This window comes from Domibacillus mangrovi (genome assembly GCF_001906925.1).
Taxonomy (GTDB): Bacteria; Bacillota; Bacilli; order Bacillales; family Domibacillaceae; genus Domibacillus; species Domibacillus mangrovi.
Genome location: NZ_MRWQ01000001.1, coordinates 216,236 through 234,736 on the forward strand (window position 1 = coordinate 216,236; position 18,501 = coordinate 234,736).

At 42.4% G+C, this 18,501-nt stretch carries 15 protein-coding genes; 3 read left to right on the plus strand and 12 right to left on the minus strand.

Going from position 1 to position 18,501, the window contains the following annotated elements; translation table 11 throughout:
- Positions 1-30 precede the first annotated feature (30 nt).
- Positions 31-1,530: a glucose-6-phosphate dehydrogenase gene (zwf, locus tag BLL40_RS01070; protein WP_095532807.1), complete on the plus strand. Its 1,500-nt coding sequence runs from the start codon at positions 31-33 to the stop codon at positions 1,528-1,530.
- A 383-nt stretch (positions 1,531-1,913) separates the two neighbouring features.
- On the opposite strand, the gene BLL40_RS01075 is transcribed toward zwf, so the two are convergent.
- The 7 genes from BLL40_RS01075 to tnpA all read right to left on the minus strand — a co-directional run bounded on the left by BLL40_RS01075 (position 1,914) and on the right by tnpA (position 10,491).
- Positions 1,914-3,389, minus strand: coding sequence for a protein adenylyltransferase SelO (locus tag BLL40_RS01075; protein ID WP_073710058.1), 1,476 nt, complete (start codon positions 3,387-3,389; stop codon positions 1,914-1,916).
- Positions 3,390-4,154: 765 nt separating this feature from the next.
- Positions 4,155-5,564, minus strand: coding sequence for an NADP-dependent phosphogluconate dehydrogenase (gene gndA / locus BLL40_RS01080; protein ID WP_073710059.1), 1,410 nt, complete (start codon positions 5,562-5,564; stop codon positions 4,155-4,157).
- A 32-nt stretch (positions 5,565-5,596) separates the two neighbouring features.
- Entirely contained in the window at positions 5,597-6,715 is a 1,119-nt protein-coding gene (locus BLL40_RS01085; protein ID WP_073710060.1) for a M20/M25/M40 family metallo-hydrolase, read from the minus strand.
- 91 nt (positions 6,716-6,806) lie between these two features.
- Positions 6,807-8,360, minus strand: coding sequence for an acyl-CoA carboxylase subunit beta (locus BLL40_RS01090; RefSeq protein WP_073710061.1), 1,554 nt, complete (start codon positions 8,358-8,360; stop codon positions 6,807-6,809).
- Positions 8,360-8,773 (minus strand): methylmalonyl-CoA epimerase, encoded by a 414-nt coding sequence (gene mce / locus BLL40_RS01095; RefSeq protein ID WP_073710062.1) that lies wholly within the window; start codon positions 8,771-8,773, stop codon positions 8,360-8,362. Before mce ends, BLL40_RS01090 begins: the two co-directional genes overlap by 1 nt.
- Positions 8,774-8,961: 188 nt before the next feature.
- Positions 8,962-10,077 carry an RNA-guided endonuclease InsQ/TnpB family protein gene (locus BLL40_RS01100; RefSeq protein WP_073710063.1) on the minus strand — a complete coding sequence of 372 codons (1,116 nt, stop codon included), beginning with the start codon at positions 10,075-10,077 and terminating at the stop codon, positions 8,962-8,964.
- A 15-nt stretch (positions 10,078-10,092) separates the two neighbouring features.
- Complete coding sequence (gene tnpA / locus BLL40_RS01105; protein WP_073710064.1) at positions 10,093-10,491, minus strand: IS200/IS605 family transposase; 399 nt, start codon at positions 10,489-10,491, stop codon at positions 10,093-10,095.
- Positions 10,492-10,768: 277 nt separating this feature from the next.
- Between tnpA and prli42 the strand changes: the two genes are divergently transcribed.
- Complete coding sequence (gene prli42, locus BLL40_RS17280; protein WP_159434169.1) at positions 10,769-10,864, plus strand: stressosome-associated protein Prli42; 96 nt, start codon at positions 10,769-10,771, stop codon at positions 10,862-10,864.
- Here prli42 and BLL40_RS01110 read toward each other — a convergent pair.
- The 5 genes from BLL40_RS01110 to BLL40_RS01130 all read right to left on the minus strand — a co-directional run bounded on the left by BLL40_RS01110 (position 10,857) and on the right by BLL40_RS01130 (position 17,413).
- Positions 10,857-11,846: an aromatic acid exporter family protein gene (locus BLL40_RS01110; protein ID WP_073710065.1), complete on the minus strand. Its 990-nt coding sequence runs from the start codon at positions 11,844-11,846 to the stop codon at positions 10,857-10,859. The genes prli42 and BLL40_RS01110 overlap by 8 nt on opposite strands.
- A gap of 54 nt (positions 11,847-11,900) precedes the next feature.
- Positions 11,901-12,338 carry a BrxA/BrxB family bacilliredoxin gene (locus tag BLL40_RS01115; RefSeq protein WP_073710066.1) on the minus strand — a complete coding sequence of 146 codons (438 nt, stop codon included), beginning with the start codon at positions 12,336-12,338 and terminating at the stop codon, positions 11,901-11,903.
- A 283-nt stretch (positions 12,339-12,621) separates the two neighbouring features.
- Positions 12,622-13,707 (minus strand): methylmalonyl Co-A mutase-associated GTPase MeaB, encoded by a 1,086-nt coding sequence (gene meaB / locus BLL40_RS01120; protein WP_073710067.1) that lies wholly within the window; start codon positions 13,705-13,707, stop codon positions 12,622-12,624.
- A complete protein-coding gene (gene scpA, locus BLL40_RS01125; RefSeq protein WP_425429388.1) occupies positions 13,704-15,827 on the minus strand; it encodes a methylmalonyl-CoA mutase in 2,124 nt (707 codons plus the stop codon). Before scpA ends, meaB begins: the two co-directional genes overlap by 4 nt.
- A gap of 56 nt (positions 15,828-15,883) precedes the next feature.
- Positions 15,884-17,413 (minus strand): methylmalonyl-CoA mutase family protein, encoded by a 1,530-nt coding sequence (locus tag BLL40_RS01130; protein WP_073710069.1) that lies wholly within the window; start codon positions 17,411-17,413, stop codon positions 15,884-15,886.
- Between the two features lie 199 nt (positions 17,414-17,612).
- Here BLL40_RS01130 and BLL40_RS01135 point away from each other — a divergent pair, with 199 nt between their 5' ends.
- A complete protein-coding gene (locus BLL40_RS01135) occupies positions 17,613-18,473 on the plus strand; it encodes a DUF1002 domain-containing protein (protein ID WP_073710070.1) in 861 nt (286 codons plus the stop codon).
- Positions 18,474-18,501 lie beyond the last annotated feature (28 nt).

Genomic DNA, 18,501 nt, shown 5'->3' on the forward strand with positions numbered 1-18,501 from the left:
AATATGATTTTCAAAAGCGGGGGTATTAACGTGAATAAATCTGAAACGCCAGCTGCTCTGACGATTCTGTTCGGTGCAACAGGAGACCTGGCAAAACGTAAGTTATATCCATCTCTTTATCGTTTGTATCGTAAAGGACACTTAGCTTCCGGATTTGCTGTTATCGGAACAGCTCGCCGTGAATGGGATAACGACATTTTCCGTGAGCACGTAAAAAAATCGGTTATAGAATTGACAACAGATCAGGACCAAATAGATGAATTCATTTCACATTTTTATTATTTACCGCATGACGTATCTGATTCCAATTCATATATCGAATTGCGTACGCTTGCCAATGAGCTTGACCACCAGTATTCACTCGGAGGCAACCGCCTATTTTACCTGGCGATGGCACCCGAATTTTTTGGCACGATTGCCGACCACTTAAAATATGACAATTTAACAGATACAGAAGGCTTCGGCCGTCTTGTAATTGAAAAGCCATTTGGCCATGATTTGCCGTCCGCACAAGAATTAAATGCACAAATTCGCCGTTCTTTCGACGAAAAAGATATTTACCGGATCGACCATTATCTTGGAAAAGAAATGGTACAAAACATTGAATCAATCCGCTTCGCTAACGCTTTGTTTGAACCGCTGTGGAATAACCGGTATATTTCCAATATTCAAATTACATCAAGCGAGACACTCGGCGTAGAAGAACGCGGAGGCTATTATGAAACAAGTGGTGCGTTGAAAGATATGGTTCAAAACCATATGCTCCAAATGGTTTCTCTTCTTGCGATGGAACCGCCAATCAGTCTTCAAGATGACGATATTCGCAGCGAAAAAGTGCGCGCATTTCGATCTATGCGTCCGTTAACACTCGAAACTGTCAATGAATACTTCGTCCGCGGACAATACGGACCAAGCGAAAACGGTAACATGCTTGGTTACCGTGAAGAATTAAATGTCAATCCGGAATCCAATACGGAAACGTACGTTGCCGGTAAAGTCATGTTTGACAATTTCCGATGGGCAGGCGTCCCTTTTTACATTCGTACCGGTAAAAGAATGCCGCTCAAATCAACAAAAATTGTCGTTCAATTTAAAAACATTCCAATGAATTTATATTATCGTTCAAATGAGCAGGAATTGGAACCTAATTTACTTGTCATTCATATTCAACCGGAGGAAGGGATCACGCTACATCTAAATGCGAAACGTGCCGGTCATCAATTGCAAACGAATCCTGTAAAACTTAGCTATGCAAATAGCGGTACAGATATTATGAATACGCCTGAAGCATATGAAAAATTGATTCACGATGCTATGCGCGGCGATTCTACAAACTTTACACATTGGGATGAAGTTGCCCTTTCATGGAGCTTTGTTGATGTTATTGCCGAAGCTTGGAGAAATGAAAAAGCTCCTTATCCAAATTATCCGGCCAGCACGACAGGACCGAAAGCTGCAGATGAACTGCTTGAGCAAGACGGCTTCTTCTGGTGGCCATTAGATATGCTTGACGTAGATGTCTGTAATTAATTTTTAGCAGGTGCTCATTCGGCACCTGCTTTTTGAAGTCTTTTTTTATGATATAATAATTCATTTATAGCCAAATTGAGCAGTATCATACTCGTTTTATATAGAAAAAGCACCGTTTTGCACGGTGCTTTTTTATATTTTTATAAAAATAATATTGATCACAAATCAATTACTTTATTACTACTCCATCCATTCAGATTGATAGAATTACCTGCAAAATACTCATATTTGATTCTAACTTTTCTTTCAACGTAGTAAAATGGTTGCGTTCACCACACACACCTATCAGCTATAAAGCAACATTATCTTGTGCTAATATAAACCATGACAAGGCGGCAAATTAATTGAGAAAAGCAACAAACATCACCCCTAATGTTTCTATATCAGGTACCACAAAAGGTTCGGTAAGGACGGGTTGATTGCGCAGGCAGCATGGAGTAATCAGCCTGTTCGGGAGAATGCGCGTAAGGGCTTGAAAGAACATCAAGTAGCCGCTCCATCACGCTATAGTCTCCTTGTTTCACGGCAGCTTCTAGTGCGGCTTCTACCCGATGGTTCCTAGGGATTACCGCAGGATTGCTGTTCAGCATCAACTGATGCGAAGAGGCTTTCGATTTTTGCTGCCTGCCTAGTCTTGCCTGCCATAGCTCATGCCACTGAGCAAATTCTGCAGTTCCAAACAGGGCCGTATTCTCCTGCGTATCAAACGTTAATGCGCGGAAGGTGTTTGTATAGTCTGCATGATGCTTCTGCATCATACTGAGGAGGTCTTCAATAAGGGATTCATCCTGTGCCTCTTCGTTAAATATTCCCAGTTTAGCTCTCATTCCCACAAGCCAATTCCAGTGATACAACTCAGTAAAACCTGAAATCGCATCCTGAGCCATTTCGACAGCCTTGACCTGATCGTCATGCAACAGCGGCAATAGGGTTTCAGCAAATCGTGCGAGATTCCATCCAGCAATATGCGGCTGGTTGCCGTAGGCATAGCGTCCTTGAAGGTCAATGGAACTGAATACCGTTGCCGGGTCATAAGCATCCATGAAGGCGCAAGGACCATAATCGATGGTTTCTCCGCTAATGGTCATGTTGTCAGTATTCATAACTCCATGGATGAAGCCAACCAGCTGCCATTTGGCAATCAGAATAGCCTGACGTTTAATCACTTCCTGAAGCAAGATAAGATATCGATCCTCATCAGCGTCAACGTCTGGGTAATGGCGCTTTAATGCATAATCAGCCAGAACCCTCAGTTCCTGGGCAGTGCCCCATTTTGCAACGTATTGAAAGGTACCGAAGCGCAGATGACTGGCGGCCACACGAGTCAGAATTGCACCAGGCTGGTCTGTTTCACGAATTACTGACTCACCGGTTGTCGCCACTGCTAGACTACGGGTGGTAGGAATATCAAGCGCATGCATGGCTTCGCTGATAATATATTCGCGCAGCATCGGCCCAAGTGCTGCTCGGCCATCGCCCCCTCGGGAATATGGCGTTTTACCTGAGCCTTTGAGCTGAATATCAAACCGTTCACCTAAAGGGGTAATCTGTTCGCCAATTAGCATAGCCCGGCCGTCCCCTAACATCGTAAAGTGTCCAAATTGATGCCCCGCATAAGCTTGAGCAAGCGGCAAAGAGCCTTGAGGAATCCGGTTGCCAACAAGCATCTCTACGCCACCTTTGCTTTGCAGCGCCTGGACGTTTAACCCGAGAGATGTTGCCAAGGAATCGTTGAGAATGATCAACCCCGGTGAGCGTACAGAGATTGGATTGAGGTTGGTAAAAAATGATTTCGGCAGACGGGCATAACTGTTGTCCAAATTCCATCCTGTTTCTATTATTTCTTTTCTATTTGTCATGGTATCACCTTTTTTCTTTTGTCTTTTTGTATCCTAGTTTCTTCTTTCGCATAAAATGAAACTTCATTCAGTAGGGTTTTCCTCATCCCCCACTGAATAAACAGGAACTCAGGTAAAGAGCGCCGCGTCCTGCGGCAATACTTGAGTGACCGGCTTCGGCCAGCCCGGACCAATCGGGCTTTTATCAGCAGTGGATCCTCCCCTTTCGAAGTCTTGAAGCGGAGGTCTTACTGCCCGTTAATGCGGGATAAAACAGATCACAGGCATTCTATGCTATTTTTAGTTATTTACTTTCTATATCAACACAAGGCAGCCTCTTTTCAATGTCTACTTCTGCCAATTTATTATAACCTTTCCACACAAAGATGATGCCCTTTAAATATTTTTTAGGTATGTACTGAAATAAGAAATGTTAGGGCTAAAATGATGAAAGCGACTCTCCATCTAATGTAGATTGGTTGGATTTGAGTCAATAAGTTAGGCACAAAAAGTGAGGATGATGCTGTCTTTCGAACTTGAACCTCTGTTGCTAGTTCAACATTTGTTTGGCTAATAGGTCTTACACGTTCAATGACTGTAATAACCATTTTTCCAAATTTAAAAAAGCTGAGGAACACAATTCCTCAGCTTTTTGCAAACGCATTATTACCCACTATTTCTGTTTTATATTATTCAATTGTCAATTTTACTTTTAATTACAATACTAAAAATTTCACCGTTAGTTAAGGTGTACCCCTCTAATCTGGGTCTAGAGATAAGTCTTTATTACTTCTCCATCCATTCCGTATGGAACGTGCCTTCTTTATCCAGTCGACGATATGTGTGAGCACCGAAGTAGTCACGCTGCGCTTGAATAAGGTTAGCCGGCAAGATAGCGCTGCGGTAACTATCATAATAGGCCATTGCCGATGACAATGTCGGTACAGGGACGCCATTCAATACGGCATGTGAGATCGTTTCACGAAGTGCCGAATGATATTCATTCGTGATCGCACTGAAATGTGGATCAAGAAGCAAGTTATCAAGTGCAGCATCACGATCGTATGCTTCTTTAATTTTTTGCAAAAATTGTGCACGGATGATACAGCCGCCGCGGAAAATCATTGCGATGTCACCGTATTTCAAATCCCATCCGTACTCTTCAGAAGCTGCTTTCATTTGCGCAAATCCTTGTGCGTACGAGCATATTTTACCCATATAAAGTGCACGGCGGACAGATTCAATAAATGCGGAACGGTCGCCGTCAAATGTACGCTCCGGCCCATTTAAGACGTCGGAAGCTCTTACACGTTCTTCTTTAAGTGCAGAAATAAAGCGGGCAAATACTGATTCTGTAACAAGCGGAAGCGGTACGCCAAGATCAAGGGCACTTTGACTCGTCCATTTCCCTGTTCCTTTTTGTGCTGCTTCATCTAAAATAAGGTCAACAAGCGGTTTACCCGTGTCATCGTCTTTTTTCGTGAAAATATCAGCTGTAATTTCGATTAAGTAGCTGTCAAGTTCCCCTTTATTCCATTCAGAGAATACAGTGTGAAGCTCTTCTGCAGATAGCCCAAGTACATCTTTCAATAATGAGTACGCTTCTGCGATCAGCTGCATGTCGCCATACTCGATACCGTTATGAACCATTTTTACATAGTGACCCGCTCCGTCGCCCCCAATATATGTACAGCACGCTTCGCCGTCAACTTTTGCTGAAATATCTTTCAAAATCGGTGCAACAAGCTCATATGCTTCTTTTTGACCACCTGGCATGATGGATGGGCCTGTTAATGCACCTTCTTCACCGCCTGATACGCCTGTACCAATAAAGTGGAATCCAAGTTCTGCAAGCTCTGTATTACGGCGCTGCGTGTCTTTATAGAACGTATTGCCGCCATCGATAATAATATCGCCTTTTTCAAGATGAGGCTTCAATTGATCAATTGTTTTATCTGTTGCTTCACCGGCTTTTACCATAAGTAAAATTTTACGCGGTACTTCAAGCGATGCAACAAATTCTTCGATTGAATAAGCTGGTACAATATTTTTGCCTTCGCTTTCTTTCAGCATTTCATCTGTTTTTTCAGATGAACGATTGAACACAGACACTGTATAACCACGGCTTTCAATGTTCCATGCTAAGTTTTTGCCCATTACGGCAAGTCCAATTACACCAATTTGCTGCTTCGTCATAAAAATAAATCCTTCTTTCTCTCATAATTTTTTTATTCTGCTACAATTTCAACGATAGCCGTTGCCATTTCAGCGAGCTTGACGAGTTCTTTCACCGGCATTTTTTCATCGACCGTATGAATATCTTCATATCCGACAGCTAGGTTCACAGTCGGAATGCCGAATCCGGCGATAACGTTCGCATCGCTCCCGCCCCCGCTCGTGAGCAGCTGAGAGGGGCGATTAATTTTTGCTGCCGCCTTTTGTGCGATCTTGACTACATGGTCGTTCGCATCAAACTTAAAGCCTGGATACATCACGGCCACATCCACTTCGGCACGGCCACCCATTTCAGCAGCTACTTCTTCAAATGCCTTTTTCATTTTAAACGTCTGTGCGTCCATTTTTGCTGGTTCAAGTGAACGGGCTTCCGCTAAAATCTGCACATAATCGCAGACAATATTCGTCGCTTGTCCACCTTCAAAACGGCCAATGTTCGCTGTCGTTTCTTCGTCAATGCGGCCAAGCGGCATACGCGAAATAGATTTAGCCGCCATCGTAATCGCGGACACACCCTTTTCCGGTGCAACTCCAGCATGTGCTGTTTTTCCGTAAATTCGTGCCGTCACTTTCGCTTGTGTTGGTGCTGCTACAATAATATTGCCCACATCACCATCACTGTCAAGTGCAAAGCCGTATTTTGCTTTTATAAGCGTAGGATCAAGCGCTTTTGCACCAACGAGACCAGACTCTTCACCGACCGTAATAATAAATTGAATCATCCCGTGTGCAATATTTCGTTCTTTCAATAGACGAACCATTTCGAATATTGCAGCTAAACCCGCTTTATCATCTGCACCAAGAATGGTCGTACCATCTGTTTTTACATAGCCGTCCTCTACAATTGGTTTTACACTTTTACCAGGCACAACAGTGTCCATATGAGACGTGAAGTAAATCGGATCGATTCCTTCTTTCACAGCTGGCAATGTACAAATTAGATTACCTGCTCCATGGCCTGTTTTTGACATCGTATCATCTTCATATACATCGACGCCGAGTACAGTAAATTTCGCTTTTAACGATTCGGCTATCCGTTGCTCATGTTTCGTTTCCGAATCGATTTGAACGAGTTCCAGAAATTCATTCAATAAACGTTCTTCATTAACCACGCTGCACCTCCAAATTTTCTGCCAATTTAATTATAAACGTTTTTTTAAAAAAAATCAGCCTGAAGAAACTGTTCTTCTGGCTGATTCACGATTATAAAGGAATATTTCCATGTTTTTTCTTCGGTCGTTCTTCTTTTTTTGTCCGCATCATGTCTAATGCCTGTATAATTTTAATACGTGTTTCACGCGGATCAATGACATCATCAACCATACCCCGTGCCGCTGCGACATACGGATTGGCAAATTTTTCACGGTATTCATCAATTTTTGCTGTCTTCGTTGCTTCTGGATGATCACTCGCTGCTATTTCACGAGCAAATATAATGTTCGCTGCTCCTTCCGGCCCCATAACCGCAATTTCTGCATTTGGCCATGAGAATACAAGATCTGCACCAATTGATTTTGAGTTAAGGGCTACATAAGCGCCACCGTATGCTTTTCGCAAAATAACCGTAATTTTCGGCACTGTTGCTTCGGAATACGCATATAAAATTTTTGCCCCATGACGAATAATACCGCCATGTTCTTGCTTCACGCCTGGGAAAAAACCCGACACATCTTCAAATGTAACAATCGGGATATTAAATGAATCACAAAAACGGATGAATCGCGCCGCTTTATCTGATGAATCTATATCTAATCCACCTGCCATATATTTTGGCTGGTTGCAGACGAGACCAATTGTTTCCCCTTTGACACGAGCAAAGCCGATCACCATATTTTTCGCAAATTCTTTTTGTACTTCCATAAATGATTCTTGATCAACAACATGCTCAAGTACTTTACGTACATCATATGGACGAAGCCCGTTAAATGGCACAACTTCTGTTAGATCCTCACGGTAATCACTTTCACGAGACATTGCATTCACAACCGGTGCCTTCTCTTCATTATTTTGCGGTAAATAGGATAATAGCGCACGCACCATTTCCAAAACTTCTTCTTCCGTGCCCGCACGGAAATGAGCGTTGCCGCTTACTGCATTATGTACTTTCGATCCACCCAAATCTTCGGACGTAATTTTTTCTCCTGTAACTGTTTCAATTACTTTCGGTCCGGTAATAAACATTTGACTCGTTTGGTCAACCATAAACACAAAATCGGTTATCGCCGGTGAATAAACGGCTCCACCTGCACACGGTCCTAAAATAACCGATATTTGCGGAATGACTCCAGAATAGATGGCATTCCGGTAAAAAATATGTCCATAACCATCAAGTGATAAAACTCCTTCTTGAATACGCGCACCTCCGGAATCATTCAACCCGATAAAGGGGGTTCCATTTTTAGCTGCCAAATCCATGACATTGGCTATTTTTTGTGCATGCATTTCACCAAGTGCGCCGCCAAAAACAGTAAAATCCTGCGAAAACAAGTAAATGGGACGACCGTTCACTTTTCCGTATCCTGTTACAACGCCATCACCAGGCCCTTTTATCCCATCTAAACCAAAGTCTGTATTACGATGTTCGATAAATGGGTTCAACTCTATAAATGAGCCTTCATCCACCAATAATTCAATTCGTTCACGCGCAGTTAATTTGCCTTTTTCATGCTGTTTATCGATTCGTTCATCACCGCCGCCAAGCTCGACTTCACGACGCCGATCCTGCAATTCGTGAATGCTGTCAAATATATCCGACATTACGATTCCTCTCCTTTTTCACAAAGCTCCATTAATACACCACCTGTTGATTTTGGGTGCATAAAGGCGACTTGTGCCCCGCCTGCACCCGGTTTCGGTATTTCGTTAATCATTTGGATTCCCCGTTTTTTTATATCAGCAATGCGGGCTTCAATATGTTCCACACTATAAGCAATATGATGAATTCCCTGGCCTCGGCTTGCAATAAATTTCGCAATCGGGCTGTCAGGGCTTGTCGGTTCGAGCAGTTCAATCTTTATGTTGCCCGCATCAATAAAAGCGACATTGACCCCTTGCGATTTTACTAATTCTGTTTTCACATATGTCATGCCCAGCTGCTCTGTATATAATGAAATCGATTCATCGAGTGATGCGACCGCAATCCCGATATGATCCACTTTTTTCATATTCATTACCCCTTTGAAATACATGCTCAAACAGCGTGAACAACTCACCACTTAACGCTTTTGCGAGCAGTTTGAAGTGGGAGCTTCCTGTTTTACAGATCACCGCATAGTAGTTATCCTGATACGTCTTACACGATCTCCACAGGCGTAGATTATACTGTTTGGACATGACCCTGCCCTACAGTTCTGATCACTCACTTCGCCACGGACAATTGTTCCACCCCTTTTTTGAGGATGTTCAGGCTGGCATTATGGTCACGATCCAGTACAGTTCCGCATGAAGTGCAGATATGTGTACGGACAGAAAGTGATTTTTTCACTCGTTCGCCACAGGAAGAACAGTCTTGTGAGGTGTACTTAGGTTCCACCTTGACAAGCACGCCGCCCTGGTTTTCACACTTATAGGCCAACATGTTCCTGAACATGCCCCATCCAGCGTCAGAAATGGATTTAGACAGTTTTTTGTTCTTCACCATATTACGGATATTCAGATTTTCCACCGCAATCACTGAATAGTCTTTTGACAAGTTATAGCTTAGTTTATGGAGGAAATCACGGCGCTGGTTCGCCACTTTTCCATGAAGCTGCCGAACAGGCTGTACTTGCTTGATATAGTTTGCAGAGCCTTTTTTCTTCTTAGAAAGTGCGCGTTGTGCTTTTTTTAGCTGTTTCTCTTTCTTGCGGAGAAATCTTGGATTTTCATACGCCGTCCCATTAGAAAGAACCGCGTACTTATTAATCCCAACGTCAATACCAACCGCATTGTCTGTATCAATAGATGAAGGCAGCGCTTGTCTTTCGACACAAAAAATAGCGTACCATCTGTGGCCTTGACGTTTGACAATAAGTTGCTTAATCTTTCCTTCCAGTGGACGATGTAAAAGAATATCTATCTCACCTAATTTTGTATTGTATAGTTGTCCAGTACCTGAAAAAGACATAGCGAATCTGTACCCTTTACTGTTCAGGCCAAATTGAGGAAAAGTTATACTTTTATATTCTTTGGACTTTTTCATTTTTGGATATTTTGTATCTTTGCGAAAGAAATTATCGAATGCTTTTTTCAATCGCAAAAAGACATCCTGCACAGATTGAGAAGGAACTCCCTTTAGAAAAGGATATGTCTCTTGATCCATTTTTAGCTGTTTTCGCATATCGTACATGTCATAGTTTTCTTTCTTTTGTTTGTATTTGCGCTGTTTATCCAAGAGGGCAGAATTATAGAGTTGACGACAATAGTGCAGCCAGCGATCTAGCATGTCTTTCTGTTCTTTTGTTGGAAAAATTTCGTATTTGTGATTGAGCAGCATTGCCGTCACCTCCAATTATTTCTGACCTTGGCTTTCGATGTATTTTTTAATGATTTCTATGGGAGCGCCGCCAGTTGTCAATAGACAGAAGCTTTTTGACCAAAACATTTCTTTCCACAATCTTTCTCTGACTTGCGGAAAATCTCTTTTAATTAACCGAGAACTTGCGCTTTTGTAAGCATTGATGAATTTTGATAACTCCGTATTCGGATGAGCTTTGAACAAAACATGGATGTGGTCATTGTCATGATTCCATTCCATCAATGTAATATTGTAATTCTCTCCAATACGTATGAATATTTCTTTCGCATAGTCAGAAATATCATCATGGATGACTTTTCTTCTGTACTTTACGGATAAGATCAAATGATAGTGCATCAGGAATACTGAATGATTATTGCTATCTAACTTCATTGATACATCAGCCTTTCTTTCTTATAAGACTGATTATATCAAAGAGAAAGAAAAAGACAAGAACCTCTGGCTAACGCCAGCCGAAATTCATCTCCCACTTTCACTGGGCTACGCCCATAACGCTTAGAAGTGGGAGGTTTCTTTCGGAGAGTATGCTAAATTTAATTCGATAAATGTCGATCAATATCCTCTTTTTCGACCGTTTTCTCCGGTTGCATGTCTATTCGTTTACAAGTACAATAGTAGATACTAACGGATGTAAAGGAGAAAGAATTACATGCGCAACAAAACGGTTCGAAAGATTATTGTGTATTTAATGTTATTTGCGATGCTGGCATCAACCGTGATGTTCGGCTTAACGATGTTTATGTAGATTGTGGGGTGTGCTTTTTCAGCCGCTCTTTTTTCATGCCGCGAAAGCGGGCTTTAATAAGCAAATACTGCTCCATCTCCCGCACAAACTGGTAAAGAGCTGCACGTGCTTCAAATTCTTCACGTGTCACTGGAAGCGGCATCTCTTCAAATAGCTGTTTCATTTCATCAAGCCGGGTCAGATGCAAATAAGCTGTGTTGCCTGGATGAATATGTATTTTTAACTCTTCCATAAAATCCGCAATCATTCCTGCCTGTTCCGGCCGATGCAAAATCGTCACAACAATCGATAAAATACGCTCTATAATATCAAACTGCTTTTCACGCATCGTGAAATATTGATAAAACAGGCTGTCATATCTCGAAATATGGTTTTGAACATCTTTAAAAGCAAGCGTTTTTGCTTGTTTGAGCAGTTCAGCTGTTTCAGTTAATTCTTTCCCATCCCACGAATGATCATTCGTCCGCAAATAGAGGATAATTTCTTCAAATATCCGTCCGAATAACCGCTCTGTTTCTTCCTGCATCTGAACTAATTTACGCTCGACACTCGGCATATAAGAGTTTAATAACAGTGCTACCCCAATGCCAATTAAAATAAGACCGATTTCATTTATAAGGAGTCCCACTGTCAGCTGATCGGCTGCATACAAATGTAATATAACGACTGTGCTTGACACGATGCCTTCCTGTGATTTGAGAGCGACTGTCGTTGGGATAAATAAGATCATAATGATTCCAATCACAATGGCCTGATGCGAAAAAACCTCAAAAAACAAAACTGAATAAAATAATGCCACTAAACAAGCGACGAGCCGTGTCCATGCTGCCTGGAGCGACCGCTGCTTCGTATTTTGAATACATAGTATTGTAATGATGCCTGCAGAAACCGCGTTATCAAGTCCTATCCATTCAGCTAAAAGAATAGATACAACAATTCCTATAGCCGTTTTGGCAGTGCGGTAGCCGATTTTAATCATCATTCCCACTCCTGCTTAATAAAGCCTTGCCACATGCGGCAAGGCTTTATCTTATAATTATACTTCTTCACAATACTGATCAAACAGTTTTTGAAGGTTCTCAACGACTGACATCGGATGGTGTCCTTCAATTTCATGACGTTCAACCATTGCTTTCACTTCGCCGTCCTTTACGATCGCAAAAGATGGTGAAGACGGTGGATAACCCGTAAAGAAACTACGCGCTTGTGCTGTGGCCTCTTTGTCCTGTCCGGCAAAAACCGTCACAAGACGATCTGGGCGCTTATCGTAATGAATGGCGTGTGCCGCTGCCGGACGTGCAATACCACCTGCACAACCACATACAGAGTTGACCATTACAAGTGTCGTCCCTTTTTCGTTCAGTGTTGCATCTACTTCTTCAGGTGTTGTTAATTCTGTATAGCCAGCCGCTTTAATTTCATCGCGTGCCTGACGGACGACATCGTTCATAAAAAAATTAAAATCCATTCCCATCTTTATTCTCTCCTTTATTTAGTTAGTAGATATATCATAAGTGAAAGTATCGTTTATTACAATGAAATGGACCGAGTATTCCTTGATATATTCATAAAAAATAAATGTTTAACTTATTCATTCTCAGGGTAAAATAGTAAGGCAACTAAATCCATACCCTTAAACTCCCTGTATTTGACCATCCGGATTTATCCGGGTGGTCTTTTTTAATTCATCGTGCCTGTCCTGGCTGCTTCAAAGCTCGGCAACAGAGCATTTCACTTTTGGCTACCATCTAAAATTATTAGATTGTCTCTGTTCCATACACTTGTTTAAATAGTTGTTCCGCAGCCTGCGACGGTGGAATATCGCCGTTCATTGCATCCTGCTCTAACTGGCCAATCTGTTCTTTCACGTATGGATGCCGGTAAAATTGATTTTTGAGTTTTTCCATAATGAGTGTATGGAGCCATTCTTTCGTCTGAAAGCGGCGGCGCTCAATCAAAACACCGCTCTTCTCCGTCACCTGTCTAAATTCTTTGATCATCGTCCAGATCATATCGATTCCTTCATTTTTCAATGCCGAGCACGTATACGCTTTTGATTCCCAGCCTTTCGTTGCCGGCTGCAGAACATGCAAGATTTGATTGTATTCCCGCTTCGTTTTCTCAGCAAGGGACTTATTTGCACCATCTGCTTTATTAACAACGACAGCATCCACTAGCTCCATAATGCCTTTTTTCATCCCTTGAAGCTCATCTCCTGCTCCGGTCAGTGCAAGGAGCATAAAAAAGTCGACCATGCTGCGGACGATGAATTCACTTTGCCCGACGCCGACCGTTTCAATTAAAACCACATCATATCCGGCCGCTTCACATAAAGCAAGCGTTTCTCTCGTTTTACGGTGGACACCTCCCAATGTGCCGCCAGATGGAGACGGCCGTATAAAGGCATTCGGGTGTTTGGCAAGCTGCTCCATTCTCGTTTTATCTCCTAAAATAGAGCCACCTGAAAGAGATGAACTAGGGTCAATGGTGAGCACAGCGACGCGGTAACCCGCATCGCATAGCATCATCCCAAATGATTCGATGAATGTACTCTTCCCGGCACCGGGTACACCCGTGATCCCGATCCGAATTGCATTTCCCGTATGAGACAATAGCTTTTGCAACAGATCTTGCCCATACTTATAATGATCGGCTGCATTGCTTTCAATAAACGTAATCGCTTTCGCCAATTCTTTTACTGAACCATTCACGATACCATCTACCATCACATTTAAATCCGGCAATACTGATTTTTTTTTCCGGAACGTTTTCCGCTGTGGCGCTGCCATACCATCATGTGCACCCGTCACGCCTTTTCTGACATATTGTTGTTCTTCCGTCATTCTATCACTTCCTCGTAACCAAGCCGATCATACACTTTCTCTAAAATGACCTGGGCAGATACCGGAATAACAGTACCAGGTCCAAAAATAGCTGCTGCTCCTTTTTCTTTTAAAAAGTCATAATCCTGTGCTGGAATGACACCGCCAACGAACACGACGATATCATCGCGGCCAAGCTTCTTCAGTTCCTCCACTAATGCCGGCAACAATGTTTTGTGACCAGCTGCAAGTGAACTAAAACCAACTGCATGAACGTCATTTTCTACTGCTTGTTTTGCTGTTTCTTCTGGCGTCTGGAAAAGCGGCCCTATATCGACATCAAAACCGAGATCCGCATAGGCTGTAGCAATTACTTTCGCTCCTCGATCATGACCATCCTGTCCCATTTTGGCAACTAAAATACGCGGACGGCGTCCTTCTTGCTCTTCAAATTCCGCTGTTAACTGCTGGACGAACGTTATTTGCTCTGAATCAGAAAAATGAGCACTGTATACACCACTGACGGACCTGATCACCGCCTTATGTCTCCCGCTCGCCGCTTCAACGGCATCGGAAATTTCCCCAAGAGTCGCTCGTAACCTTGCAGCTGCCACTGCAAGTTCAAGCAAGTTGCCAACACCGGACTGTACAGACACTGTAATGGCATCTAGTGCACTCTTTACCTTCACTTCATCACGATTTGCTCTTGTTTTTTCAATTCGCTCTATTTGTTTCAAACGGACCGCTGTATTGTCAATATCCAAAATATCAATGGGGTCTTCTTTTTTTAGTCGATATTTATTCACCCCAATGATTGTTTCTTCATTGGAATCAATTTTAGCTTGACGACGGGCTGCTGCTTCTTCAATTTTCATTTTTGGAAGTCCCGTTTCAATGGCTTTCGTCATTCCGCCCAGTTCTTCAATTTCTTCAATATGAGCCCACGCACGCTCCATCAATTCATTCGTCAGCGCTTCTACATAATACGAACCGCCCCATGGATCAATGACATTCGTGATCCCTGTTTCTTCCTGCAAAAATAATTGTGTATTGCGGGCAATGCGCGCCGAAAAATCCGTCGGGAGTGCAATCGCTTCATCTAAAGCATTTGTATGCAATGACTGTGTATGACCCATCGCGGCTGCGTGTCCTTCAATTAACGTACGTGTGACATTATTAAACGGATCCTGCTCCGTTAAACTCCATCCCGATGTCTGCGAATGCGTACGAAGGGCCATTGATTTTTCATTAGACGGATTGAACGACTTCATCAGCTGTGCCCATATACGGCGGGCTGCGCGCATTTTTGCGACTTCCATAAAATAATTCATACCGATCGCCCAGAAAAACGACAGGCGCGGTGCAAACGAATCAATATCAATGCCTGCAGCAAGCCCGGTCCTTACGTATTCAAGACCATTCGCGAGCGTATACGCAAGTTCAATATCAGCCGTTGCTCCTGCTTCTTGCATATGGTAGCCAGAAATAGAGATCGAGTTAAACTTCGGCATCTCTTTTGATGTATAGTCGAAAATATCAGCAATAATCCGCATCGATGTTTCCGGCGGATAAATATACGTATTACGTACCATATACTCTTTTAAAATGTCATTTTGAATCGTACCGGACAACTTTTCACGCGTCACACCCTGTTCTTCAGCTGTAACGATGTAAAAAGCCATAATAGGCAAAACGGCTCCGTTCATCGTCATCGACACCGACATTTGATCCAGTGGAATGCCGTCAAATAAAATATTTGTATCTTCCACTGAATCAATAGCCACACCTGCTTTTCCAACATCGCCAACGACGCGAGGATGATCCGAATCATAGCCCCGGTGTGTCGGCAAGTCAAATGCAACGGACAGCCCTTTTTGGCCCATCGCCAGATTACGCCGATAAAACGCATTACTTTCTTCCGCAGTCGAAAAACCTGCATACTGGCGGATGGTCCACGGACGATTCACATACATCGTCGGATATGGGCCACGTGTATAAGGAGCAATACCCGGATAATCGTTTATATGGCCAAGTGACTTTATATCTTCTTCTGTATAAATAGCTTTCAGCCGGATCGATTCATTCGTTTCAAACGACAAATCATCGAATGATTTTTTCACGTCCTGTTCCAGCGCTGCTATCCATTCATCAAGCGGTTTTTTGACTCTTTCTTTAAATGGATTATAGTCCTTTAAATTCAACGTTCGGTCCCCCCTTCAAATAATGAAAGCAGTGCCCATAATTTGTCCACAATATTTTCTCCAGGCGCAATGAAGCCATCTAGCCCCGGTACTTGCCATTTTCCAGCCACATTAATGACTGCTTCCCCCGACACTTTTCTCAACTCTTCTACGAGTTCTGATCCGAATTGTTCATACGTTGAATCTGATCCGCAAATACAATAGTATGGAAAGTCATTCGTTTCAACAAATCGGACTGCTTCTTTCACTGTTTCAATGTTTTCAGACAGTACCGTCTGAATGCCCCCCACAGCGAGTATACCCATTACATAATCTGTACGCGGTTTATTCGTTTTCAACTTACCGAGGCAAATAATGCCTGCCTTTACAGACTTATCAGTTTGTTCAATCGCCGCCACTTTTTGACGAAGCTGCTCGAACGGCTCTGCCAATCTTTTTGGCGTAAGCATTACAATTTTTTCGCCTTCCATGTTTGATCTTTTTGTTTTCTGTTGTACATATTTATGTTCTTCGGTCATATTTGCATATATATTCGTACCTATTAACAACTGTTTGCGGGTCCCTATCTTTTTTTCTCGTTTCACCTGTACAGCAGCAATCTCTTTTTGTATCGTTCCTGCTTTAAGTACGTGTTCAATTCCGCCTACTTCTTCTATCCCGGCAAATTCATCCCATGCCATACGGCCGATTTCATTCGTTAACGACTCAATGTAATAAGAACCGCCTGCAGGATCAATCACTTTATCAAGATGCGCTTCATGTTTCAAAATTAGCGGAATATTGCGGGCAATCCGTTCAGACAACTCTGTTACACTTCTAGTTACCTGATTAAACGGCAAAACATGCAAGTAATCAATATTGCCCAGCACAGCAGAAAACGCAGCACTGCCCGTACGTAAAATGTTAACGTGTGGATCAAGCGCTGATAACGTCTGTTCACTCGTTTCCACACTGATTGCTGGCTTCGATCGTTCATCTAGTTCGTATACATCCATGACTGCCGACCAAAGCGTCCGGAATGCGCGGATTTTCGCTATTTCCGTAAAAAATCGTGGTCCTACAGCGAAATGAACAATCATTTTCGAGACCATTTCATTTTTATTAGAGGCCATTTTCATATAAAAGACGGCTTCGGATAAAGCCACAGCCAGTTCCTGCACAGCGTTTGCACCTGCCATGTGGTAAGGTACAATGTTGACCGTAATAAATGACTGATTATGTATGTGTTCTAGCACTTCTTTTGATGGAAAAACACCTGCTGCTGCACCTTCTGATACAGGGTCAATAGCTAATTCTATCGCCTGTTTTGGAAATGTACCTAAACGGTCAAACCCTCTCGTAAACGGTTTTTCTCCTGGCAGCGAGGATTGTCCCCCTTTTACATCGGCTTTCGTGTAAAGCGGCTTCAATTTAATATTTTCTGCCGTTTCTGTATACAGTTCAGACAATGACTTTCCCTTTAAAGACGACCGTGCAGCCTGTTTCCATTCTTCCAATGTAACAGCCGGAAAGGTTTGTTCCTTCATGTTTCCACCCCTTTTGCTGAAATCGTTTTCATTTTGAAGCGCTAGCGAAAAAGAAACACATTTCTTTCTCCTTGATTGTATTATAAACGGTACAGGGGAGGCAATCGGTATAGGACAAAACGTGAAAATTTATGAATGGCATGCTATTCTATTAGTATCTCTTTTTTTAAAGAGCAATTTTTTATTCAGGAGCGAAAACATGAGAAAACTATTTAGTCTGCTTATTATTGTCCTTTTTAGTTTGGGGACCGTCGTCTCAGCGGATAGCGTACCCGGTGACATCATTGTCACACTCGGCGAAAATCTGACACCTCTCCAAAAAGAACAGCTGCTAAAAGAAATGGACGTACCTGCTGATGTGCAGACCATTACGGTTTCAAATGCAGAAGAACATCAATATTTAGGTGACTACATTCCAAAAGCACAAATCGGAACGAATGCGATCTCTTCTAGTAAAATTACAACAGCTGAGTCTGGTGCTGGCCTAAATGTCGAAACGAAAAATATTACGTGGGTTTCAAAAGAAATGTACACAAACGCGCTGACAACAGCGAGCGTAAAAGATGCAGAAATTTATATTACCGCGCCGTTTAAAGTATCTGGTACGGCTGCCTTAACTGGAATTATTAAAGCATATGAGTCGACAACCGGTGAAAAAATTCCGGAAGAGCAAAAGCAAGTCGCAAATGAAGAAATGGTCACAACAGCGAAACTAGGCGATGAAATCGGTCAGGAAGAAGCAACAAATCTAATCGAACGGATTAAGGAAGAAGTCGCCGTACAAAATCCACAGACTATTCAGGAAATTAAAGTGATCATTAACAACATTTCAAATGAATTGAATATTCAACTAAGTGATTCGCAACGAGATCAGCTCGCATCATTGTTTGATAAAATGAAAAACTTGAACATTAACTGGGATCAAGTTAATTCACAAATTGATAAAGCGAAAGAACAATGGGACAGCTTTAAAAGCTCAGAAGAAGGACAAGGCATTCTTCAGTCCATCCTTGACTTTCTTCAGTCGATTGTAGATGCCATCGCTGGATTATTTAAATAATCAAAAGGTGTTTTCTCACTTGAGAAAA